Origin of the sequence: Hansschlegelia sp. KR7-227 (assembly GCF_049446035.1) — a bacterium.
In the GTDB taxonomy this organism is placed as follows: Bacteria; Pseudomonadota; Alphaproteobacteria; order Rhizobiales; family Methylopilaceae; genus Methylopila.
Genome location: NZ_JBMSEA010000001.1, coordinates 1,313,079 through 1,334,782 on the forward strand (window position 1 = coordinate 1,313,079; position 21,704 = coordinate 1,334,782).

Below are 21,704 nucleotides of genomic sequence, written 5' to 3' on the forward strand. Positions count from 1 at the left end.
TCATGCCTTGCAAGGGAGCGTCGCCGGAAGTCCTTAGCGCTTCCGCGCCGCCCGACACAACATAGCGGGCAGGACGGCTACGGTCGGGAGGGGACTGGCGGGGAGAGCCGGAACCGGATCGTGGTGGAGACCCCCCCTTCCGGCGAGACGCCGAGCTCGACCGACGCCTTGGCGTTGTCCTGGATCGACCGGACCATGAGGGCGCCGAGTTTGCCGGGCTGAGGCCAGGACGCGCCTTCCGCCATGCCGACGCCGTCGTCGGACACGGACACGACGCACTCGTCGTCGCCGGCCTTCAGGCAGCGGACCGCGACGACGCCCTCGGCGCGGCCCTCGAAAGCGTATTTCATGGCGTTGGTCAGAAGCTCGTTCACCAGCAGACCGATGGGCATCGCCGTGTTGATGCCGGTCATGCACGGCTCGACCTGGATGTCGAGACGGACTCCTTCGGCGCCCTGGGCGGTGATGACCGAGCCGGCGATCTGGCTGATCAACGCCCCGATGTCCACGGCGGCCGCCTTGTCGTCGAACTCGAGTTGCCGGTAGAGCAGGCCGAGAGCTTCGATCCGGCCCGCGAGACGCTCGAACAAGCCGGTGCCGATCTGCGATCCGGCGCGCCGCGCCTCCATCCGGATCAGCGCGGTCACGATCTGCAGGTTGTTCTTCACGCGGTGCTGGATTTCCTGCAGCAGCACGTCCTTGTCGCGGATCTGCGCCTCGAAGATCTCGCGCTGGGGCGCGTCGCGCTCCGTGACGTCGATCAGCGCCACCAGGCGGAAACGCGAACCCTCGTCCTCGCTGACCGCAAGCGCGCTCTGGACCTCGACGCGCCGAGCGGGACCGGCATCCTCCGGCTGCGACAGGAACGCGGCGGACGACGTGTCGTCCTGCAGCACCGCCTGGCTGAAGGGCGGCCCTTCGGAGGCGGCCATTCGCCCGTCCAACCGCGTCCACTCGGCGCCGTCGAACTCGGCGAAGGGCGTTCCCAATATGAGCTCGGCCTCGTGGTTGGCGTAGACGATCCGCTCGCCTTCCGCCTCCGAGAGCTCGCTGACGAAGATCGCGACCGGCACGTTGTCGAGAAACTGCTTGAACCGGTCGGAGCCGAGGGCCTCGGCGAGTTCCGGCGTCGCCGCGAGCTCTTCGAGCTTCTCGGCGGCGTCCTGCGCAGTTGGCGTCGAAGTCATGCGTGCGGCCGGCGGTTGCGCCCTCGACCTGGAGTCGAGCGGGCTGATGAAACGGGGCGCGGGTGACTTAGGGTCGCGCCGCCTGCTCCATCAGGCGGCGCTCATGCGCGATGAACTCGGACATCATCGCGCGCCAGATGCGCTCTGCGAGGTCGGCATCCATAGCATGCTCGGCGGCGAGCGTCCTGACATGCGCCGCGACCTCTTCGACGCGCCAGGGCACCAGCGCGACCCCCGGATCGGCCTTGATCCGGGCGGCCTCCGCGATGCAGTGCGCCCGCTGGGCGATCAGCGGAACAAGCTTCGCGTCGAGCGCATCGATGGCTGCGCGCACCTCGTCCATCGAGGCGTAGGTCGGACGCCGATCGCTCACCACCACCGCCCGGGGGCGAAACGTCCGGCCGCGTCTTCGATGACGGAACCGGTCGCAAACAGCGTCTCTTCGTCGAACGGCCGCCCGATGAGCTGAAGCGCAAGCGGAAGGCCCTCCGACGACAATCCCGCCGGCACCGCGATTCCCGGAAGGCCGGCCATGTTCACCGTCACGGTGAAGACGTCGTTGAGATACATCTCGACCGGAGACGCGTCGGCTTTCTCGCCGACGCCGAAGGCGGCCGACGGCGTCGCCGGCGTCAGGATCGCGTCGACCCCCTGGTCGAACAGGGTCTCGAAGTCGCGCTTGATCAACGTGCGGACCTTCTGGGCGCGCACGTAATACGCGTCATAGTAGCCTGCGGACAGCACGTAGGAGCCGATCATGATGCGGCGGCGGACTTCGGCGCCGAACCCGGCGGCGCGGGTGTTCTCGTACATTTCGGTGACGTCGCGGCCGGGGACGCGCCGGCCGTAGCGCACGCCGTCATACCGCGCGAGGTTCGACGAGGCCTCGGCGGGCGCCACGATGTAATAGGCCGGCAGCGCATATTTTGTGTGCGGCAACGAGACGTCGACGATCTCAGCGCCCGCCGCCTTCAGCCAGGCCGCTCCTTGCGTCCACAGCGCCTCGATTTCGGCCGGCATGCCGTCGACGCGGTACTCTCGGGGGATGCCGATCCGGAGGCCTTTCACAGACCGGCCGACGGCGGCTTCATAGTCCGGAACGGGACGGTCGACCGAGGTGGAGTCCCGCCTGTCATAGCCCGCCATGGCGCCGAGCAGGATCGCGGCGTCGCGCACGTCGCGGGCGATCGGGCCGGCCTGGTCGAGCGAGGAGGCGAACGCGACGATCCCCCAGCGGGAGCAGCGCCCATAGGTCGGCTTCACGCCGACCGTGCCGGTGAAGGCCGCCGGCTGGCGGATCGAGCCGCCAGTGTCGGTCGCGGTCGCTCCGAGACAGATTCGGGCCGCGACCGCCGCGGCCGACCCGCCGGACGAGCCGCCTGCGACGAGCGCAGCCTCCGAGCCGGCCCGGCGCCACGGATTGACCACCGTCCCGAAGGCGGAGGTCTCGTTGGACGAGCCCATGGCGAACTCGTCATTGTTGAGCTTGCCGAGCATCACGGCGCCGGCCCGGCGCATGCGCTCGGTGACATGGCTCTCGTAAGGCGGGGTGAAGTCGCCGAGGATCCGGGAGCAGGCCGTGGTGCGCACGCCCTCGGTGCAGAACAGGTCCTTGACGCCCAGCGGCAGCCCTTCGAGCGCGCCCGCCTCGCCCAGCGCGATCCGCTCGTCCGAGCCGGCGGCGCGCTCCAGCGCGATCTCGGGCGTCTCGAGCACATAGGCGTTCAGGCCGCGCGCGCTCTCGATCGCTTCGACATAGCTCCGCGTGAGTTCGACGGCGGTGAACTCTTTCGTCGCGAGCCGCTCGCGGACCTGCGCGAAGGTGAGATCGGTCAGGTCGGTCATAGGCTCAGGAGCCCTCCGAAGCGCGGCGTCGGCCGGGTCATTCCACAACCTTCGGGACGACGTAGAAATCGCCTTCGCGGGCCGGGGCGTTCATGAGGACCTTCTCGGCGTCCTCGCCGTCGTCGACGACGTCCTCGCGCAGCCGCGCCGTCGCGGGAATGACGCTCGTCATGGGCTCGACCCCCTCGACGTCGAGCTCCGACAGCTCCTCGACGAAGGCGAGGATGGCGTCGAGCTCGCCCTTCAGCTTTGCGACCTCCTGGTCGGCGACCGCGATGCGGGCGAGCTTCGCCACGCGGCGTACGGTCGTTTCATCGACGGACATCAGCGGCCTTTGACGGTCGTGCGGACAGGCGAAACGCCATCGAGGGCGCGGCGGCGCTTTAGCACGACGCGCTTCGGGCGGGCAACGCTCCGGCCTGCGCGGTCAGCTCTCCGTCTCGAACGCCTCTCCGATGGTCGGAACCTTCACGGTCGTTCCGCGCAGGCTGTCCATCAGCTCGGTGAACCGGTCGGCCGACGGATCGATCAGCGGAAAGGTGCCGTAGTGGCACGGCACGACGAGGTCGAAATCGAAGAAATGCCGGCAGGCGTAGGCCGCGGTCTTGGCGCCCATCGTGAAGCGGTCGCCGATCGGGACGAAGCCGACGGTCGGCGCATACAGTTCGTTGATGAGCTTCATATCGCTGAAAATTCCGGTGTCGCCCATGGCGTAGACGACCGGCTCGTCCTCGCCGTCCGGGGCGATGATGAAGCCGTGGGGATCGCCGAGATAGATCGATACGCCGTTCTCCAGCAGCTTGCCGGAGGAATGAAACGCCTGGGTCATCGTCGCCTTGAAGTCCCCAAGCACCACCGAACCGCCGGTGTTCATCGGCTCGAGCTTCTCTATTCCCTGTGCGCCAATCCACTGCGCGAGGTCGAAATCGGCCACGACGGTCGCGCCGGTCCGCTTGGCGATCTCCACCGTCTCGCCGACATGGTCGAAATGGCCGTGAGTGAGCAGGATATGAGTCGCGCCCTCTGTCGCCTTCCTCTGGTCGCCCTCGAAGACGCCGTTGTCGAGGAAGGGATCGACCAGCACGGCGCTCGCGCCGAAGTCGAGGCGGAAGGCGGAGTGTCCGAACCAGGTTATACGCATGGGGTGCGACGTCCTTGTGCGGGTGTCAGGGGTCGCCGCGGAGAATAGGCGGCGAAGCGGCGTCTTCAACGGTTCAGCGCAAGCGCCGCACTGGCGAGCGGCCCCCGCGACGTGCTACGCGCCGACCATGTCCTCGTCCATCGCCGACTTCGACGCCTTGGTGACAGCGCTGCCGCTCGAGGGCGCGCTGATCGGGCTCGACCTCGGCACGAAAACGATCGGCGTCGCGGTGTCGGATCCCCGCCGCACGATCGCTTCGCCGATGGAGACGATCGCGCGCAGGAAGTTCACGTTGGACGCAGATCGTCTGCTCGCGATCGCGGAGCATCGGCGCGTCTGCGCCTACGTGCTTGGCCTGCCGGTCAATATGGACGGAACCGAGGGCCCGCGTTGCCAGGCGACACGCGCCTTTGCACGCAGCCTCGCGGGCCGCACGCCGGCGCCGATCGCATTCTGGGACGAACGGCTCTCCACGGCGGCGGTCGAACGCATGCTGATCGGGTTCGACACGAGCCGGAAGCGACGGGCGGAGGTCGTGGACAAGCTCGCGGCCGCGTACATCCTGCAAGGCGCGCTGGATCGGATCGCGGCGATCCGACGGTCGGCCGAAGACTGAGCCACCTACCGGGGCAGTCCCCCGTCTCGGGATCAGTTCGCGGTGAGACCGGCGGGGCCGTAGCCCCGCCGCGATTGCGTTCCTGCCGCGTCAGCAGGGGACGTAGCGGATCACCCGATACGGTCGGCCGTAATAGTCGTGCCGGTAGCGCACCACGCGGCAACGGTCGTAACCGCCGTCATAGTAGCCGCCGCCGTAATACGGGCTCGCGAGCGCCGCGCCCGCGAGAAGGCCGAAGGCGCCGGCCGCGTAGTAGCCGCCATAGCCGCGATGACGACGATAGCCGCCGCCATAGTATCCGTAGCGCCGGCCGCCATAATAGCCGCCGCGGTAGCCGTAGTTGCGGTAGCCGTAGGCGTAGCGCCCGCCGCCCCCGCGCCAGTGACGGCCGCCGCCGCCCCACGCGCCGCCGTAGCGCCTGCCGCCGCCGCCCCAACCTCCAGCGTGGCGCCGTCCGCCGCCGCCCCAGCCACGACCGCCGCCGCGGCCGCGCTGACCCACGGTCTGGATGTCGCTGTAGGACACGCCGGCGATCTGCTTGGAGCTGGACGAGGGCGCGGACCCGGCCTGAGCCGGCATCGAGCCGATCATGACGCCGAGCGACGAGACGCCGACGATGATCGCATTCCGTATCGAAGTCATAGGATTACCTCCCAGTAGGCGTCGCAACCTAGCCTCAGATTGAGCAGACGTCACGACATTGCCCGGAATGTGGCCAAAGCCCGTCATTCGAGGCGACCCCTTCGCTTTGGAAAATGGGGCAAGCGGCGCTTGCGGACAAGGCCATTCCAGCGCTTGCCCGGGACCGGCCGGTGGGCTTATGACACAGGCCTTGATGACCCCCGCGCCAAGCCCGCCTCCCCCCTTCCCGCACCGGCATCTGCTTGGCGTCGCCGGGCTGTCGGCGGCGGACATCGAAGGGCTGCTCGCCTCCGCGGAACAGGCGGTCGCGTTGAGCCGCCAGGTCGAGAAGAAGAGCGTCACCCTGCGGGGCCGAACGCAGATCAATCTGTTCTTCGAAGCGTCCACCCGCACCCAGTCGTCCTTCGAGATCGCAGGCAAGCGGCTCGGCGCGGACGTGATGAACATGTCCGTCGCGTCGTCCTCGCTCAAGAAGGGCGAGACGGTGCTCGACACCGCGGCGACCCTGAACGCGATGCGGCCCGACATCATCGTCGTGCGCCATCACGCGGCGGGCGCGGTCGCGCTGTTGGCGCAGAAGGTGGACTGCTCGGTGGTCAACGCCGGCGACGGCGCGCATGAGCATCCGACCCAGGCGCTGCTGGACGCCCTCACCATCAAACGCGCCAAGGGCCGCGTCGAGGGTCTCGTCGTCGCGATCTGCGGCGACGTCCTGCACAGCAGGGTCGCGCGATCGAACATCCTGCTGCTCAACGCCCTCGGCGCGCGCGTCCGGGTCGTGGCCCCGTCGACGCTTCTGCCCCCCTGCGTTGACCGATTGGGCGTGACGCCGTTCCGGACGATGAAGGAAGGGCTGGCCGGAGCGGACGTCGTCATGATGCTGCGGCTGCAGCTCGAGCGCATGAACGGCTCATTCGTGCCGTCCGTGAAAGAGTATTTCCAGCATTTCGGCCTCGACGCGGCCAAGCTGCGCTACGCCGCGCCGGGCGCCGTCGTCATGCATCCCGGCCCGATGAACCGCGGCGTCGAGATCGCCTCCGAGGTCGCGGACGGACCTCAGTCGCTGATCCGGGACCAGGTCGAGATGGGGGTGGCGGTCCGCATGGCCGTTCTGGAAGCTCTGGCGCGGCATCTGCCCAATGCGTGAGTTCGCGTCTCCCGACGACCGGCCGACGCTGTTCGTCAACGCGCGGCTGATCTGTCCGAAGTCGGGGCGGGACGAGCTCGGTTCGCTGCTGGTCGACGGCGGCGCGATCGCCGAGATCGGAACCGACGTCCCGCCGGCGGGCCGCGCCGACGTGGTGGACTGCCGCGGCTCCGTCCTGGCGCCGGGCCTCATCGACCTCGGAGCGTTTGTCGGCGAGCCCGGCGCCGAACACCGCGAAACCATCGCGACCGCAAGCCTGGCCGCCGCCGCCGGCGGAGTCACCACGATCGTGGCGCGCCCCGACACGACCCCTCCGGTCGACGCTCCGGAGATCGTCGACTACCTCAAGCGCAGGGCGCGGGACACCGGCTGCGTGCGCGTCTACCCGATGGCGGCGCTGACCAAGGGACTCGCCGGCCTCGAGATGACCGAAATCGGCCTGCTGCTCGAGGCGGGCGCTGTGGCCTTCACCGACGGTCCGCGCTCGATCGCCAGCGCGCGGGTGATGCGCCGCGCCATGACCTACGCCGCCGATTTCGACGCCCTGCTGTGCTGCCACGCGGAGGACGCGGAGCTGATCGCCGGCGGCGCGATGAACGAGGGCGAACTCGCAAGCCGGCTTGGACTTCCCGGCCGGCCGGCGGCGGCGGAGGCCTTGATTCTCGAGCGGGACCTGCGCCTCGCCGCGATGACCGGCTGCCGCTACCACGCGAGCCTCGTCACCTGCGCCGAAAGCGTCGAGCTGATGGCCCGCGCCAAGCGCGCCGGCGCTCGGGTTACATGCGGGGCTTCGATCGCTCATCTCACGCTGAACGAGAACGACGTCGGCGAATACCGCACCTTCTTCAAGATGGCCCCTCCCCTGCGCTCGGAGGACGATCGTCGCGCGCTGGTTCAGGGACTCGCGGACGGCGTGGTCGACGTCGTGGTCTCCGCGCATGATCCGCAGGACGTCGAGACCAAGCGCCGCCCCTTCAGCGAGGCCGAGGACGGCGCGATCGGACTCGAGACGATGCTGGCGGCGGGCCTTCGGCTCGTACACTCCGGCGACGTGACGCTGCCGCGCCTGCTCGCAGCGATGTCGACCCGTCCCGCGGCCCTGCTCGGTCTATCCGGAGGACATCTCGAAGTCGGAGCGCCGGCGGACCTGATCGTCTTCGATCCCGAAGCCCCCTGGGTGCTCGAGGCCGCGACTCTGAAGTCGAAGTCGAAGAACACACCCTTCGACCAGGCGCGCTTTCAGGGCCGCGTCCTCAGAACCGTCGTTGCCGGACGCACGGTCTACACCTACGCTTGAACCCGCCCGTGATACCCGCCGCGGACCCCGCCCGATGTCGCTCCCCATCCTCGCCGCTCTCGCCCTCGGCTATCTCTGCGGCTCCGTGCCGTTCGGAGTGATCGTGACGCGTCTTGGAGGCGCGGGCGATCTTCGGGCGATCGGGTCCGGCAACATCGGAACCACAAACGTCCTGAGGACCGGACGCAAAGACCTCGCCGCCCTGACGCTGATGGGCGACATGCTGAAGGCGACGGTCGCCGTACTGTTGGCGGGGCACCTCTGGGGCGAGGGGGCGGGTCTGGCTGCGGGGGCGGCCGCCTTCGTCGGCCACGTTTTTCCCGTCTGGCTGCGCTTCAAGGGCGGCAAGGGCGTCGCGACCTATCTGGGGGCGCTGATCGGCGTCGCCTGGCCGGTCGCCCTCGCCTTCGCCGCGGTGTGGATCGCGGTCGCGGCGGCGACGCGCTACTCGTCGGCCTCGGCGCTCGCCGCCAGCGTCGCGGCGCCGGCGCTGCTCGCGGCCTACTGGCAGCCGGTCCCGACCGCGCTGACCTTCGCGGCCCTGTCCGTCGCGCTGTGGGTTTTTCATCGGGACAACATCTCCCGGCTGCTCGCAGGACGCGAAAGCCGCATCGGGCAGAAGTCCGCGACCTCCCGCGGCGGAGCCTAGGCGATGGGGCCACGCCTGAGCCCCGAACAGCGCGTCTCGTGGCTTCGGCTGATCCGTTCGGAAAACGTCGGCCCACGCACGTTTCGAAGCCTCGTCAATCATTTCGGGGGCGCGGCGGCCGCTTTGGACGCCTTGCCTGATCTCGCCCGTCGCGGCGGCCGCCCGATCCTGGTGTGCAGCCGCGCGGAAGCGGAGCGCGAAATCGCCGAGATTGAGCGCCGCGGCGCGCAGCTGATCGCGCTGGGAGAGCCGGACTATCCGCAGACGCTGGCGGCCGCCGACGGCGCCCCGCCTTTGATCACGGTCGCCGGCGCCGCGACCGTCTTCCAGCGCCCCATGGTGGCGATCGTCGGCGCGCGGAACGCGTCGTCGGCCGGTCGGAGCTTCGCGAGCCGGCTCGCCCAGGAGCTCGGGGGCGCCGGCTGGGTCATCGTCTCCGGGCTCGCCCGCGGCGTCGACGCGGCGGCCCATGACGCGTCGTTCCGGAGCGGCACGGTCGCCGTCTTCGCGGGCGGAATCGACTGTCTCTACCCTCCGGAGCACGCCGATCTCGCCGGCCGCATCGTCGACGACGGCGCCCTGGTGACCGAAATGCCGCTTGGCTGGAGGCCGCGGGGCCAGGATTTTCCGAGGCGAAACCGGGTGATCGCGGGCTTGTCTCTCGGCGTCGTCGTGGTCGAAGCGGCGCTGCGCTCCGGATCGCTGATCACCGCGCGGCTCGCAACCGAACTCGGCCGCGAGGTGATGGCCGCGCCAGGCTCCCCTCTGGATCCGCGCTGCGAAGGCTCGAACGCGCTGCTGCGCGACGGCGCCACGTTCATCACCCGCTCGGACGACGTCATCGAGGCGCTCGCCCCGCTCGTGGATCGCGGCCCGCCTCCCGCTCCCCCCATCTCATTGGCGCAGGCGGGCGCCGCCGGGTTCGAGGGAGGCGAGCCGCAGGACGATCAGCGAATGCGCGTGCTGGAGCTGCTCGGCCCTTCGCCCGCCGCGATCGACGATCTGGTGCGCCAGTCGGGAAGCGACGCCCGGACCGTTCAGATCGTCCTTCTGGAGCTCGAGCTCGCAGGCCGGCTGGACCGGCTGCCCGGCGGAAAAGTGAGCCTAAGAGATTTCGGGTTCCGGCCCTGACGGCGATCGATCGGGATCGGCCTGGGCCCGCGCGGCCGTCTCGGCCTCGAGCCTCGCCATGTCGAGGAGATAGGACAACGTCCTGAGATTGTTGCGAAGCGCGAGCTCGCGGAGGACGCCCGTCATCGCCGCAACGTATTCCGCCGTCGCCTCGCGTCCGAGAGGCGACGTCCGCGCTTCGGGATTGGGTGGCGTGCGATCGTTCCGGATGGACAAATCGAAATACCCTCAAAGATTGTGCTAATTTGATAGCACACCTTTGGCGACATGGAAGCCATGGAGCTTGCGTCTCGGCTCGGCGCCGGGGCGTCCGCGCGATTTGACACGTCGATGGCGCTCTCCCATGTTCCGGCCGCCTTCGATCCCGCCTGGCGCCGCGAAGAGATCCTCATCCAATGCACAGTGTCGTCATCGTCGAATCGCCCGCTAAGGCGAAGACGATCAACAAATATCTGGGTTCGGACTACGAGGTGCTGGCCTCCTACGGGCACGTTCGCGACCTTCCCGCTAAGGACGGGTCCGTCGACCCGGAGGCGGACTTCCACATGCTGTGGGAGGTGGACGGCCGAGCCTCGCAGCGGCTCAACGAGATCGCGCGCGCAGTCAAGGGCGCGGACAAGCTCATCCTCGCGACCGACCCGGACCGCGAGGGCGAGGCGATCTCCTGGCATGTGCTCGAAGTGCTCCGACAGAAGAAGGCGCTGAAGGATCAGCCGGTCGAGCGCGTCGTCTTCAACGCGATCACCAAGCAGTCGATTCTCGACGCCATGAAGAAGCCGCGCGAGATCGACGTCGCGCTGGTCGACGCCTATCTCGCCCGCCGCGCCCTCGACTATCTCGTCGGCTTCACGCTCTCGCCCGTCCTGTGGCGGAAGCTGCCCGGCGCACGGTCGGCGGGGCGCGTGCAGTCGGTCGCTCTGAGGCTGGTCTGCGACCGTGAAGCCGAGATCGAGCGCTTCGTCCCGCGAGAATACTGGTCGCTCGTCGCCCATCTCGCGACGCCGAAGGGCGACACCTTCGAGGCCCGCGTCTCCTCGGCCGACGGCAAGAAGCTCGGGCGGCTCGACGTGCCGGACGAGGCCACCGCCACGGCGCTGAAAGCGGCGATCGAGGCGTCGGAGCTCAAGGTTTCGAACGTCGAGGCGAAGCCCGGCCGGCGCAACCCGGCCGCCCCGTTCACGACCTCGACGCTTCAGCAGGAGGCGTCCCGCAAGCTCGGCTTCGCGCCGAACCGGACGATGCAGCTCGCGCAGCGACTCTATGAGGGCGTGGACATCGGCGGCGAGACCGTCGGCCTGATCACCTACATGCGGACCGACGGCGTCGACATGGCACCTGAGGCGATCCAGGCGGTCCGCAGCCTGATCGGCTCTGAGCACGGTCCACGCTACCTGCCCGACAGCCCACGCAAATATACGGTCAAGGCCAAGAATGCGCAGGAGGCCCACGAGGCCATCCGTCCCACCGACCCGACCCGCTCTCCGAAGGAGATGGCGAGCCGGCTCGAAGACGAGCAGGCGCGGCTCTACGAGCTGATCTGGAAGCGCACCGTCGCCAGCCAGATGGAGAGCGCGGAGGTCGAGCGCACCACGGTCGACATCGCGGCCAGCGGCTCGGGCCGGACGATCGAGCTCCGCGCCACGGGCACGGTGGTGACGTTCGACGGCTTCCTCGCGCTCTATCAGGAAGGCCGCGACGACGAGGAGGACGACGACGCCCGCCGCCTGCCGCAGATGGCCGCCGGCGATCCGCTGAAGCGGGTGAAGCCCGTCGAGTCGACGCAGCATTTCACCGAGCCGCCGCCGCGCTATTCGGAAGCCGCGCTCGTGAAGCGCATGGAGGAGCTCGGCATCGGCCGCCCCTCGACCTACGCCGCCACGCTCACGGTGCTGCGCGACCGCGATTACGTGAAGCTCGACAAGAAGCGGCTGGTGCCCGAGGACAAGGGCCGGCTCGTCACGGCCTTTCTCGAGAGCTTCTTCGACCGTTACGTCGAATACGACTTCACCGCTTCGCTCGAGGAGCAGCTCGACAAGATTTCGAACCACGAGCTCGACTGGAAGGAGGTTCTGCGCGCCTTCTGGCGCGAGTTCGCGAAGGCCGTCGACGCCACCAAGGACCTGCGCGTCTCCGAGGTGTTGGAGGCGCTGAACGCGTTCCTCGGACCCTATGTCTTTCCGCCCAAGGCCGACGGCTCCGATCCCCGCGTCTGTCCGACCTGCGGGAATGGGCAGCTGTCGCTGAAGCTCGGCAAATACGGCTCCTTCGTCGGCTGCTCGAACTATCCGGAATGCCGTTACACCCGCCAGCTCGGCAGCGAGCCGGGCGGAGACGAAGGCTCGGCCGCAGGACCGGACGGGGTGAAAATCCTGGGCGCGGATCCCGAGACCGGGACCGAGGTCACCCTCCGCGACGGTCGCTTCGGACCCTATGTCCAGCTGGGCGAGCCCGTCGAAAAGGAGAAGCCAAAGCGGTCGTCGCTGCCGAAGGGCTGGTCGGCGGCGGACCTGACGCTCGCGGACGCGCTGAAGCTGCTCGCGCTGCCGCGGCTGGTCGGCGCGCACCCTGAGACGGGCAAGCCGATCGAGGCCAATATCGGCCGCTACGGACCCTATGTGAGCCATGACGGGGCCTACGCCAACCTCGACTCGGTCGAGGAGGTCTTCATCGTCGGCCTGAACCGGGCGGTGGCCGTCATCGCGGAGAAAAAGGAAAAGCGCGGCGCCGGCCGGGGCGCGCCAGCCGGACGCGCGCTCGGAGACCATCCGTCGGAGGGCGGGCCCATCACGGTCCACGCCGGAAAATACGGGCCTTACGTCAAGCATGGGAAGATCAACGCGACCCTTCCCAAAGGCGTCGACCCCGAAACCCTGACGCTCGACGAAGCGGTCAAGGTCGTCGCGGCCAAGGCCGCGAGCGGCGGCGGCGCGCGGCCGACGCGCAAGGCGGCGGCGCCGAAGAAGTCCCCCGCCAAGAAGGCGCCGGCGAAGAAGCCGTCAGGGAAGAAAGCTTCTGCAAGCGCGGCCAAGAGCGCTGCGGAATAGAGGGCGCTTGATCCCTTCCCGTTTTGAGGGAAGGGATGGCTCGCCCCGCTCGCAAAGGTCCGCCGGATTTGGCACGACGCATTAAGTCAGCCCCGCCCGCGCCCGCTCGTCCCGCCTCGCGGGGCCTGCCGTCGCGCGAACAGCTCATCGCCTTCATCGCCGAGCAGGGCGGCAAGGTCGGGAAGCGCGAGATCGCCCGGGCGTTCCACATCTCCGGCGCGGACCGCGTGGAGCTCAAGCGGGCGCTGCACGAGCTTCAGGAGGCCGGCGTCGTCGACCGGCGAGGCAAGAAGCTCGGGCGCGCAGGCCATCTGCCGTCGGTCGTGCTCGCCGACGTCACCGGCCGCGACGACGACGGCGAACTGATCGCCCAGCCCGCCGAGTGGGACGAGGACGAGCATGGGGCGGCGCCCCGCATTCTCGTCATCGTGCCGAGCCGCGGCCGCCAGCCTGGCCTGACGCCGGGCGTCGGCGACCGCATCCTCGTCCGCGCCGAGCCGACCGAAGATCCCGAACCCGGCGACCCATCGCACCAGGGCCGGGTCATCAAGATCCTGTCGAAGCAGTCCGCGCGCGTGCTCGGCGTGTTCCGCGCCCTGCCCGACGGCTCCGGCCGACTGGTGCCCGTGACCAAGCGCGAGGCCGGCAAGGAACTGACGATCCCGGCCGACGCGACCGACGGCGCCCGTGACGGCGACCTGATCGCGGCCGACATCGTCAAGCAAGGCCGCTACGGCCTGCCGTCGGCGCGGGTCCGGGAAAAGCTCGGATCGATCACGAGCGAAAAGGCTGTCAGCCTGATCGCGATCCACGCCCACGCGATCCCCCATGTGTTCTCGCGCGACGCTCTCGCCGAGGCGGAGGCCGCCACGGCCGCGACGCTGAAGGGCCGCGAGGATTGGCGGACACTTCCTCTGGTCACCATCGACCCCGTCGACGCCAAGGACCATGACGACGCCGTCCACGCCGAGCCAGACCTTGCGCCCGACAATCTCGGCGGCCACGTCGTCACCGTCGCGATCGCCGACGTCGCCTCCTATGTCCGCCCGGGGTCGGCGCTCGACCGGGAAGCGCTCGACCGCGGCAACTCCGTCTATTTTCCCGACCGCGTCGTCCCGATGCTGCCGGAGCGCATCTCGAACGACCTCTGCTCGCTGAAGGAGGCGGAGAACCGCCCCGCGCTCGCCGTGCGCATGGTCTTTAGCAAGGACGGGCGCAAGCTCCGTCACAGCTTCCACCGCGTCATGATGAAATCGGCCGCCAAGCTCGCCTACGCGCAGGCTCAGGCCGCGATCGACGGCGCGCCCGACGACGCGACGGGACCGCTGCTCGAGCCCGTCCTGAAGCCGCTCTGGGACGCCTACGCCGCCCTGAAGACGGCGCGCGACGCCCGCGGCCCGCTCGATCTCGACCTGCCGGAACGCAAGCTGGTGCTGAAGCCGGACGGCTCGGTCGACCGGGTGATCGTGCCGACCCGCCTCGACGCCCACCGGCTGATCGAGGAGTTCATGATCCAGGCCAACGTGGCCGCCGCCGAAACCCTCGAGGCCAAGCGCACGCCTCTCGTCTACCGCGTCCACGACGCGCCTTCGATCGAGAAGCTCGAGGCGCTGCGCGAGCTGCTCGCGACGCTTGATCTCGAGATCGCGAAGTCCGGCAATCTCAGGCCCGCGCACTTCAATCGCATCCTCGAACGCGTCGCGGGTTCCGACAATGCGAGCCTCGTCAATGAGGTGGTGCTCCGGACCCAGGCGCAGGCCGAATACGCCTCCGAGAATTACGGGCATTTCGGCCTGAACCTGCGTCGCTACGCGCATTTCACCTCGCCGATTCGCCGCTACGCCGACCTGATCGTCCACCGCGCGCTGATCCGCGCGCTCGATCTCGGGGCGGACGGTCTGCCGGACGGCGCGACGCCGCAGTCGCTGGGCGAGATCGGCGCGCGCATATCGGCGGCCGAGCGCCGGGCGATGGCGGCGGAACGCGAAACCGTCGATCGGCTGATCGCGCATTTCCTCGCCGACCAGGTCGGAGCGAGCTTTTCCGGCCGGATCGCGGGCGTCACCCGTTCCGGCCTGTTCGTGAAGCTCGACGATACGGGGGCCGACGGCTTCGTGCCGATCGGATCGCTCGGAAAGGACTATTTCGTGCATGACGAAGGCGCCCGCTCGCTGACGGGAAGCGCGACCGGCGAAAGCTTCCGGCTCGGCGATCAGGTGCGGGTGAAGCTCGTCGAGGCGGCGCCGGTCGCAGGCGCGCTCAGGTTCGAGATGCTGTCGGATGGCCGGCAGGAGAAGCCGGTCGGCCGCGGCAAGCGCGGCTTGCGCCGGGCGTCGGCGGCTGCCGGCGCCTCGAAATCGCGCGGCCGCTCCCCTACATCTCGCGCGGCCGGCCCGAAGAAGCCTGGCAAGGGCAAGGGACGCCGCTCATGACCGCTCACGTCGTCGTCGAGACTGAAGAGCCTGGCGAAGACAGCCGCCCGATCCTCCGTTCGCTTCGCCGCGGCGCGGCCTGCCGCTGCCCGAATTGCGGCGAGGGCCGGATGTTCCGCGCCTATCTGAAGGTGGTCGATTCCTGCGGCGTCTGCGGCGAGGACCTGCATCACCAGCGCGCCGACGACGCTCCGCCTTATGTCGTCATCACCATCGTCGCCCATGTCGTGATCGGACTGCTGCTCTGGACGGAAGTCCGCTACCAGCCGCCGGTCTGGCTGCATCTCGCGATGTGGCTGCCGCTCACGATCATCCTGTCGCTCGCTTTGCTGCCGGCGGTGAAGGGCGCGCTTGTCGGGCTGCAATGGGCGCTGCGAATGCACGGCTTCGGCGGAGAGGACGACAGCCCCTTCGCCGACGGCGGCCTCCGGCCCGACGACGAACGCGCGTGAGCGCGGCGCAGGACGCACCGGCGCTCTCGCCGAGGGCGCTCGTCCCGAGGGACGCCGGCACGCTCATCGTCGTCGACCGGTCCGGCCCCGAGCCGAAGGTGCTGATGGGCCGCCGCCACGAAGGCGTGGCCTTCATGCCCGGCAAGTTCGTGTTTCCAGGCGGCCGCGTCGAGGCCGACGACGGCCGCGTGAACGTCGCGGGGACCTATCCTCCCCATGTCGAGAACCGCCTGCAGGCGCGGGTGCGGCGACCGTCGATCACCCGGGCCCGCGCCTACGGCCTCGCCGCCGTCCGCGAACTCGCGGAGGAGACCGGCATTCTGATCGGCGATCCGGACGCCGGCCCCTTCCAGCCCCGCGGGAGCAGTTGGGACGCCTTCGCGAAAGCCGGCGTGTTTCCGTCGCTCGAAAGCTTCGTCGCCGTCGCGCGCGCGATCACGCCGCCCGGCCGCCCCCGCCGCTTCGACGCGCGCTTCTTCGCGACCGACGCCAGCGCGATCGGCGGCACGGTCGACGGGCTGGTCACCGCGGAGACGGAGCTCGTCGAAATCGTCTGGGTCACGCTCGACGACGCGCGCAAGCTCGACCTGCCCGCCATCACCAAGCAGGTCTTGCTCGATCTCACCGAGCGCCTCGACATCGGCTTTGAGCGCGACGCTCCGCTGCCGTTTTATCCGAAGGGGTCGGCCGGCGAGCGTGAGCTGATATGATGAAATAGCGGGCGCCTTGGGTGGCGCCGCGCCGTCCGACGTGGCACACCCCGCGGGCCATGACCGCCATCTGTTCAGTCTCCGACCTGACCGCCCGCGAGCGCAATCTCGGCATCGCGGTCGCGATCGCCTGCGTGTCGCTCGTCGGCGTCGCGCTGAGCCTTTCGATCCCGCTTCTCACCTTCGCGATGGAGGCGCGCGGCGCGTCCGGCACGCTGATCGGGTTGAACACCGCGATGGGCGGCCTCGCGACCATCGCCGTCGCCCCGTTGATCGCGCGATGGGCCGGGATTGTGGGCGTGCGGGCGACGCTGTTCGCGGCGCTCGCGCTCGGCGCCGCCACCATTCTCGGCTTCGCCGTCGTCGCGCCGCTCTGGGCCTGGTTCCCGTTGCGCTTCCTGTTCGGTGCCTCCCTCGCGGTGTTGTTCGTGCTGTCCGAATTCTGGATCAACGCCTTCGCGCCCGAACGCGCGCGCGGGCTGGTGATGGGCGTCTACGCGACCTCGCTCTCGGTCGGCTTCGCCGCAGGCCCGGCGATCCTCGCCGTCACAGGCTCCGACGGATTGGCCGCCTATCTCGTCTGCGCCGGACTTTACGCCGCTGCCGCCCTGCCGGTGGCGTTCGCCCGCGGGCTCGCGCCGGCGATCGAGAAGCCGAACCGCGCCCGGGGCGTGATGTATTTCATCGCGATCGCGCCGCTCGCCACCGGCGGCGCCTTCGTGTTCGGCGCAGTCGAGACCGGCGGCTTCACCTTTCTGCCGCTGTTCGGGACCGAGGTCGGCCTCACCGTCCAGACCGCCGCCCTGCTGGTCAGCATGATGGCGGTCGGCAACATCGCGTCGCAGATCCCGATCGGCCTCGTCAGCGACCGCGTCGACCGGCGCTGGCTGATCCTCGCGCTGGCCGCGTGCGGGCTGGCGGGCGCCGTGGCGATTCCCTTCGTCGCGCACGACCACGTCGCGCTGTTTGCGCTCGTGGCGGTCTGGGGCGGCGTGGTCGGCGGGCTGTACACCGTGGCCCTCGCGCATCTCGGCGCGCGGTTCTCCGGCGTCGATCTCGCGACCGCGAACGCGGCCTTCGTGATGATGTATTCGATCGGGCTGATGGCCGGGCCGCCGCTGCTCGGCGTCGGATTCGACCTCTCCCGACCCCACGGCGCCTTCTACGCCGTCGCCCTGCTGCTCGGCGCTTATGTCGTGATCGCGGCCTTCCGCATCCGCCGGGAAGCGGCTCAGCCTTGACAGGCGGCCGCGCCTGAGTAGGTTGCGCGCTCCGAATTCCTGCCGCGGCGCCTTGGACGTCGCCCTTTCGAGGTTCACGCCATGGCGAAGGCCGCCAACATCAAGATCAAGCTGCTGAGCACGGCCGACACCGGCTTCTTCTACGTGACCAGCAAGAACTCGCGCACCAAGACCGACAAGATGGTGCTCAAGAAGTACGATCCGGTCGCGCGCAAGCACGTCGAGTTCAAGGAGACCAAGATCAAGTGATCCTGGTCCGTACGTCGAACTAAAGGCGCCTCTCGGGGCGCCTTTTTCGTTTCGGCGCGCGGGCGCGGGGCGTGATCGCCGCCATCCGCCGGCGTCTCAGAATTCAGAACTGTGGGTCAGACCTCAGGACTGGTGGCGGCGCCGATCAGGCGGCGTCCGCGACCACGCGGTTGCGGCCGTCGGCCTTGGCGCGATAGAGCGCGACGTCGGCGCGCTTGAGCAGGGCGGCGGCGTCGTCGGACTTGCCGAGGAAGCTCGCGACGCCGACCGAGACGGTCACGTCGATCGACTGCGCGCCGCCGGCTATCGCGAAGGGCTGCGCGGCGGTCTTGGACCGGATGCGTTCGGCGACGACCCGCGCCACCTGGGCGTCTGTCTCCGGCATCACGACCACGAACTCCTCGCCGCCCAACCGGCAGACGAGATCGATTCCCCGAACGCTCGCCTTGAGACGGCGCGAGAACTCGCGCAGCACCTCGTCGCCCGCGTCATGCCCGAAGCCGTCATTGACGCCCTTAAACAGGTCGATGTCGGCGACCAAGGCGGACAGGGGTCGCCCGCGGCTCTCCGCCTGATCGAGCAGCGTCTGCAGGTGCATCTCCATGTAGCGCCGGTTGTTGAGGCCGGTGAGCCCGTCGGTGATGGCGAGCTCCATGCTGGTCTGGAGGTTGTCGCGCAGCCGGGCGGTGTAGCGGCGCCGGCGCACCTGGGTCCGGATGCGCGCGGTGAGTTCGTTGGGCTCGATTGGGCGCATCAGGTAATCGTTCACCCCGACCTCGAGGCCGCGCAGCACGCGCGCGTTCTGCTCGGGATCGGCGATCAGCACGATCGGCGTCATGCGGGTCCGCTCGAGCGAGCGAAGCTGCGCGCAGAGCCGCAGCGCATCGAAATCGGCAAGCGACAGCGCGACGACCACGACGTCGTAATCGCCTTCGGCCGCGCGAAACAGCGCCTCCTGCGGTTCCGGCTCGACGTCGACTGTCTGCGTGCGCGCAAGCGCCTTGCAGATGCGCTCCGCCGAGGACGGGCGGTCGTCGACGAGCAGCACGCGACCGCCTTCGCCGGTGTCGGCGACCGCTTCCATCAGCGTGTCCGACATCCCGATCTCGCGGGTCGTCTGGGCGCGCAGGCGGAGCTCGTCTCCCAGCAGCTTGAGCCGAGCGAGCGACCGGATGCGGGCGAGCAGCGCGACGTCCGCGACCGGCTTGGTCAGGAAATCGTCCGCGCCGGCCTCCAGGCCCGTCACGCGATCGGACGGCTGGTCGAGGGCCGTGATCATGACGACCGGGATGTGGTGGGTCTTCGGATCAGCCTTGAGGCGGCGGCACACCTCGAAACCGTTCATGCCGGGCATCATCACGTCGAGCAGCACGACGTCGCACTGCGCCCTCTCGCAGATCGCGAGAGCCTCCGGGCCGCTGGAGGCGGTCACCACCTCGAAATACTCCGCCGTCAGCCGAGCCTCGAGCAGTTTGAGGTTGGCCGGAACGTCGTCGACGACGAGAATGCGCGCGGTCATGTCAGGTCGATCAACCTTCGCCGATATAGTGACGGACGGTTTCCAGAAACTTCGCCACCGAGATGGGCTTGGAGAGATACGCCTCGCAGCCGCCGCCCCGGATGCGCTCCTCGTCGCCCTTCATCGCGAAGGCGGTCACGGCGATCACCGGGATCGCGCGGGTGCGCTCGTCCTCCTTGATCCAGCGGGTGACGTCGAGCCCGGAGACCTCGGGCAGCTGGATGTCCATCAGGATCAGGTCCGGCAGGTGGGCGCGCGCGAGCTCCAGCGCCTCGATGCCGTTGCGGGTCTCGATCGTCTTGTAGCCATGAGCCTCGAGCAGGTCGTGGAAGAGCTTCATGTTGAGCTCGTTGTCCTCGACGATCAGGACGGTCTTGGCCATGCCACACCTACTCTCCCCGCGCTTCGCACGCACGCGGTCCGGCCCCGTCCAGGCGGCGCGGCCAGGAGGGAACTTATCCCGCTTTGGCCCAAGCCGATCACTTGCTGTTTCAAAAAATCTTACCGATCATTCCTTAGGAAAAGGCGAACGGCCATGCTGAAACTCCGCCTGGACAAACCCTCGGCCGACGCGGTGGCGGCGAGGGCGCTCGGCTTCCTCGCCTCCGATCCCGAACGTCTCGGTCAGTTCCTGGCGCTGTCGGGGCTCGATCCTTCGACGATTCGATCGGCCGCCCGAAGCCCGCAGTTCCTCCCGGCGGTGCTCGACCATCTGCTGGCGGACGAGACGCTGCTGCTCGCCTTCGCGGAGGCCGAAGGCCTGCGCCCCGAGGCCGTCGGCGACGCCCGCCGCGCGCTGGCGGGGCCCGGCGGCGGGGCCGACTGAGCCGGCTGGCGCGCCCCGCCGGTTCCTTCGGCGAGCAGAGCGGGTAAGGATGGCCGATCGCGGCGAGGTCTTTTCGTAGACGCCGCCGTCACCGGGCCGCGCATGACCGCCACGACCGCCCTGTCCTTCTGCCGCGACTGCCTCGCGCCCGCGCCCGGTCGTGCGCGTTGCGCCGCCTGCGGCAGCCCGCGGATCGCGCGCCATGACAGGCTCGGCGCGATGACCGTCGCCCATGTCGATTGCGACGCCTTCTTCGCCGCGGTGGAGAAGCGGGACGACCCGTCGCTCGCGGAGAGGCCGGTCATCGTCGGCGGCGGAAAGCGCGGCGTGGTCTCCACCGCCTGCTACGTCGCGCGGATTTCCGGCGTGCGGTCGGCGATGCCGATGTTCAAGGCGCTGAAGCTCTGCCCGGACGCCGTGGTGGTGAAGCCGAACTTTGCGAAATATGTCGAGGCCAGCCGAGCGGTGAAGGCCAAGATGCTGGCGCTGACGCCGCTGGTCGAGCCGCTCTCCATCGACGAGGCGTTCCTCGACCTGTCCGGGACCGAGCGGCTGCATCACGCTCTTCCGGCTGTCGCCCTCGCCCGCTTCGCCAAGGAGGTCGAGCGCGACGTCGGCATCACGGTGTCGATCGGCATGGCCTCCAACAAGTTTCTCGCCAAGATCGCCTCCGACCTCGACAAGCCGCGCGGCTTCGCGGCGCTGTCGATCGAGGAGGCTCCCGCGTTCCTTGCGCCGCGCCCGGTCGAGTTTCTCTGGGGCGTCGGCCCGGCCTTCGCGGAGACCCTGCGCCGCGACGGCCTGCGGACAATCGGCGATCTGCAGCGCGCCGAGCCGCGCGATCTCGCCCGGCGCTACGGCGAAAGCGGCCTGAGGCTGTCCCGGCTCGCGTTCGGTCGCGACGACCGGCCCGTCCAGCCGAACCGCGAGCGCAAGAGCGTCGGCGCCGAGACCACGTTCGACGTCGACGTCTCCGACGCCGACGAACTCGCCGCGCGGCTCTGGCCGCTCTGCGAAAAGGTGGCCGACCGGATGCGCGCCGACGCGATCGCGGGCCGCACGATCACGCTGAAGCTGAAGACGAGCGATTTTCGATCGCGCACCCGCGCCCATGCTCTGCCGTCGCCGACGCGTCTCGCCGCCCGCATCTTCGGCGCCGCGCGGGACATGCTGAGGCGGGAGGCGGACGGGGCCGCCTTCCGGCTGATCGGCGTCTCTCTGTCGGACCTCTGTCCGGCGATCGAGGCCGACCCGCCGGATCTCGAGCGGCGCTACGAGAAACTCGACCGGATCGAGACGGCCGTCGCCGACCTGCGCGCGCGCTTTGGACGCGATTCGGTGGACCGCGCTTTCGCGAGGCGCCGCGGCGACCGCTAGGCGCTCGGCGAGCGCCCGCAGGCTTCCCCTGCACCTCGGGCATTACGCCCGCGTCGCTCCGCCCTTCAGGGCCCTGGGCCGAACGTTCGCCCGGCCTCAATCGCGCGCCCGGACGGCGAACCGCCATCCCACGGGGACTGCCCGCGTCCGCATCTTATAGGAGTACGTACTGATACGAATATATTTCAGGTTGTATTCT

Annotated in this window: 22 protein-coding genes; 13 read left to right on the forward strand and 9 right to left on the reverse strand. The window is 69.3% G+C overall.

Translation table 11 applies throughout. The annotated features are described in order from the left end of the window. Window positions 1-77: 77 nt before the first annotated feature. The 5 genes from ACO2RJ_RS06165 to ACO2RJ_RS06185 form a co-directional block, all read right to left on the reverse strand. Window positions 78-1,187, reverse strand: a complete 1,110-nt coding sequence (locus tag ACO2RJ_RS06165; protein ID WP_423267110.1) for a sensor histidine kinase — start codon at window positions 1,185-1,187, stop codon at window positions 78-80. A 67-nt stretch (window positions 1,188-1,254) separates the two neighbouring features. Further along, on the reverse strand, window positions 1,255-1,560 hold the full coding sequence (locus tag ACO2RJ_RS06170; protein ID WP_423267111.1) for a chorismate mutase: 306 nt from the start codon (window positions 1,558-1,560) through the stop codon (window positions 1,255-1,257). After that, window positions 1,557-3,032: an Asp-tRNA(Asn)/Glu-tRNA(Gln) amidotransferase subunit GatA gene (gene gatA, locus ACO2RJ_RS06175; RefSeq protein ID WP_423267112.1), complete on the reverse strand. Its 1,476-nt coding sequence runs from the start codon at window positions 3,030-3,032 to the stop codon at window positions 1,557-1,559. Before gatA ends, ACO2RJ_RS06170 begins: the two co-directional genes overlap by 4 nt. A gap of 37 nt (window positions 3,033-3,069) precedes the next feature. Then, window positions 3,070-3,357: an Asp-tRNA(Asn)/Glu-tRNA(Gln) amidotransferase subunit GatC gene (gene gatC, locus ACO2RJ_RS06180; RefSeq protein ID WP_423267113.1), complete on the reverse strand. Its 288-nt coding sequence runs from the start codon at window positions 3,355-3,357 to the stop codon at window positions 3,070-3,072. Between the two features lie 102 nt (window positions 3,358-3,459). Then, window positions 3,460-4,173, reverse strand: coding sequence for a metal-dependent hydrolase (locus tag ACO2RJ_RS06185; protein WP_423267114.1), 714 nt, complete (start codon window positions 4,171-4,173; stop codon window positions 3,460-3,462). Between the two features lie 127 nt (window positions 4,174-4,300). Here ACO2RJ_RS06185 and ruvX point away from each other — a divergent pair, with 127 nt between their 5' ends. Beyond that, entirely contained in the window at window positions 4,301-4,789 is a 489-nt protein-coding gene (ruvX, locus tag ACO2RJ_RS06190; protein ID WP_423267115.1) for a Holliday junction resolvase RuvX, read from the forward strand. 90 nt (window positions 4,790-4,879) lie between these two features. Here ruvX and ACO2RJ_RS06195 read toward each other — a convergent pair whose 3' ends face one another. Next, window positions 4,880-5,431: a hypothetical protein gene (locus ACO2RJ_RS06195; protein WP_423267116.1), complete on the reverse strand. Its 552-nt coding sequence runs from the start codon at window positions 5,429-5,431 to the stop codon at window positions 4,880-4,882. A 193-nt stretch (window positions 5,432-5,624) separates the two neighbouring features. On the opposite strand from ACO2RJ_RS06195, the gene ACO2RJ_RS06200 reads away from it, so the two are divergent. From ACO2RJ_RS06200 to dprA, 4 genes are read left to right on the forward strand one after another with little or no spacing between them, the layout of a single operon-like run. Further along, on the forward strand, window positions 5,625-6,578 hold the full coding sequence (locus ACO2RJ_RS06200) for an aspartate carbamoyltransferase catalytic subunit (RefSeq protein ID WP_423267117.1): 954 nt from the start codon (window positions 5,625-5,627) through the stop codon (window positions 6,576-6,578). Next, complete coding sequence (locus tag ACO2RJ_RS06205) at window positions 6,571-7,875, forward strand: dihydroorotase (protein WP_423267118.1); 1,305 nt, start codon at window positions 6,571-6,573, stop codon at window positions 7,873-7,875. Before ACO2RJ_RS06200 ends, ACO2RJ_RS06205 begins: the two co-directional genes overlap by 8 nt. Window positions 7,876-7,909: 34 nt before the next feature. Then, window positions 7,910-8,524 carry a glycerol-3-phosphate 1-O-acyltransferase PlsY gene (gene plsY / locus ACO2RJ_RS06210; protein ID WP_423267119.1) on the forward strand — a complete coding sequence of 205 codons (615 nt, stop codon included), beginning with the start codon at window positions 7,910-7,912 and terminating at the stop codon, window positions 8,522-8,524. 3 nt (window positions 8,525-8,527) lie between these two features. Further along, entirely contained in the window at window positions 8,528-9,655 is a 1,128-nt protein-coding gene (dprA, locus tag ACO2RJ_RS06215; RefSeq protein ID WP_423267120.1) for a DNA-processing protein DprA, read from the forward strand. Here the strand turns inward: dprA and ACO2RJ_RS06220 are convergent. Next, a complete protein-coding gene (locus ACO2RJ_RS06220) occupies window positions 9,629-9,781 on the reverse strand; it encodes a hypothetical protein (RefSeq protein ID WP_423267121.1) in 153 nt (50 codons plus the stop codon). The two genes, dprA and ACO2RJ_RS06220, sit on opposite strands and share 27 nt — an antisense overlap. Window positions 9,782-10,050: 269 nt before the next feature. Here ACO2RJ_RS06220 and topA point away from each other — a divergent pair, with 269 nt between their 5' ends. From topA to rpmG, 6 genes are all read left to right on the forward strand, one after another. Then, the gene (gene topA, locus ACO2RJ_RS06225) at window positions 10,051-12,699 is read left to right on the forward strand and encodes a type I DNA topoisomerase (protein ID WP_423267122.1); all 2,649 of its coding nucleotides are present in this window, start codon (window positions 10,051-10,053) and stop codon (window positions 12,697-12,699) included. A 35-nt stretch (window positions 12,700-12,734) separates the two neighbouring features. Then, window positions 12,735-15,131 (forward strand): ribonuclease R, encoded by a 2,397-nt coding sequence (rnr, locus tag ACO2RJ_RS06230; RefSeq protein ID WP_423267123.1) that lies wholly within the window; start codon window positions 12,735-12,737, stop codon window positions 15,129-15,131. Further along, on the forward strand, window positions 15,128-15,583 hold the full coding sequence (locus ACO2RJ_RS06235) for a DUF983 domain-containing protein (RefSeq protein ID WP_423267124.1): 456 nt from the start codon (window positions 15,128-15,130) through the stop codon (window positions 15,581-15,583). Before rnr ends, ACO2RJ_RS06235 begins: the two co-directional genes overlap by 4 nt. After that, on the forward strand, window positions 15,580-16,293 hold the full coding sequence (locus ACO2RJ_RS06240) for an NUDIX hydrolase (protein ID WP_423267125.1): 714 nt from the start codon (window positions 15,580-15,582) through the stop codon (window positions 16,291-16,293). Before ACO2RJ_RS06235 ends, ACO2RJ_RS06240 begins: the two co-directional genes overlap by 4 nt. Before the next feature lie 59 nt (window positions 16,294-16,352). After that, a complete protein-coding gene (locus ACO2RJ_RS06245; RefSeq protein WP_423267126.1) occupies window positions 16,353-17,534 on the forward strand; it encodes an MFS transporter in 1,182 nt (393 codons plus the stop codon). 81 nt (window positions 17,535-17,615) lie between these two features. Continuing rightward, window positions 17,616-17,783, forward strand: coding sequence for a 50S ribosomal protein L33 (gene rpmG, locus ACO2RJ_RS06250; RefSeq protein ID WP_423267127.1), 168 nt, complete (start codon window positions 17,616-17,618; stop codon window positions 17,781-17,783). A 145-nt stretch (window positions 17,784-17,928) separates the two neighbouring features. On the opposite strand, the gene ACO2RJ_RS06255 is transcribed toward rpmG, so the two are convergent. Both ACO2RJ_RS06255 and ACO2RJ_RS06260 read right to left on the reverse strand, forming a co-directional pair. Continuing rightward, a complete protein-coding gene (locus ACO2RJ_RS06255) occupies window positions 17,929-19,302 on the reverse strand; it encodes a PleD family two-component system response regulator (protein ID WP_423267128.1) in 1,374 nt (457 codons plus the stop codon). A gap of 10 nt (window positions 19,303-19,312) precedes the next feature. Next, window positions 19,313-19,684 carry a response regulator gene (locus ACO2RJ_RS06260; RefSeq protein WP_423267129.1) on the reverse strand — a complete coding sequence of 124 codons (372 nt, stop codon included), beginning with the start codon at window positions 19,682-19,684 and terminating at the stop codon, window positions 19,313-19,315. A 153-nt stretch (window positions 19,685-19,837) separates the two neighbouring features. On the opposite strand from ACO2RJ_RS06260, the gene ACO2RJ_RS06265 reads away from it, so the two are divergent. Then, complete coding sequence (locus tag ACO2RJ_RS06265; protein WP_423267130.1) at window positions 19,838-20,128, forward strand: DUF3572 domain-containing protein; 291 nt, start codon at window positions 19,838-19,840, stop codon at window positions 20,126-20,128. A 102-nt stretch (window positions 20,129-20,230) separates the two neighbouring features. Next, window positions 20,231-21,505 (forward strand): DNA polymerase IV, encoded by a 1,275-nt coding sequence (locus ACO2RJ_RS06270; RefSeq protein ID WP_423267131.1) that lies wholly within the window; start codon window positions 20,231-20,233, stop codon window positions 21,503-21,505. Window positions 21,506-21,704: the final 199 nt, after the last annotated feature.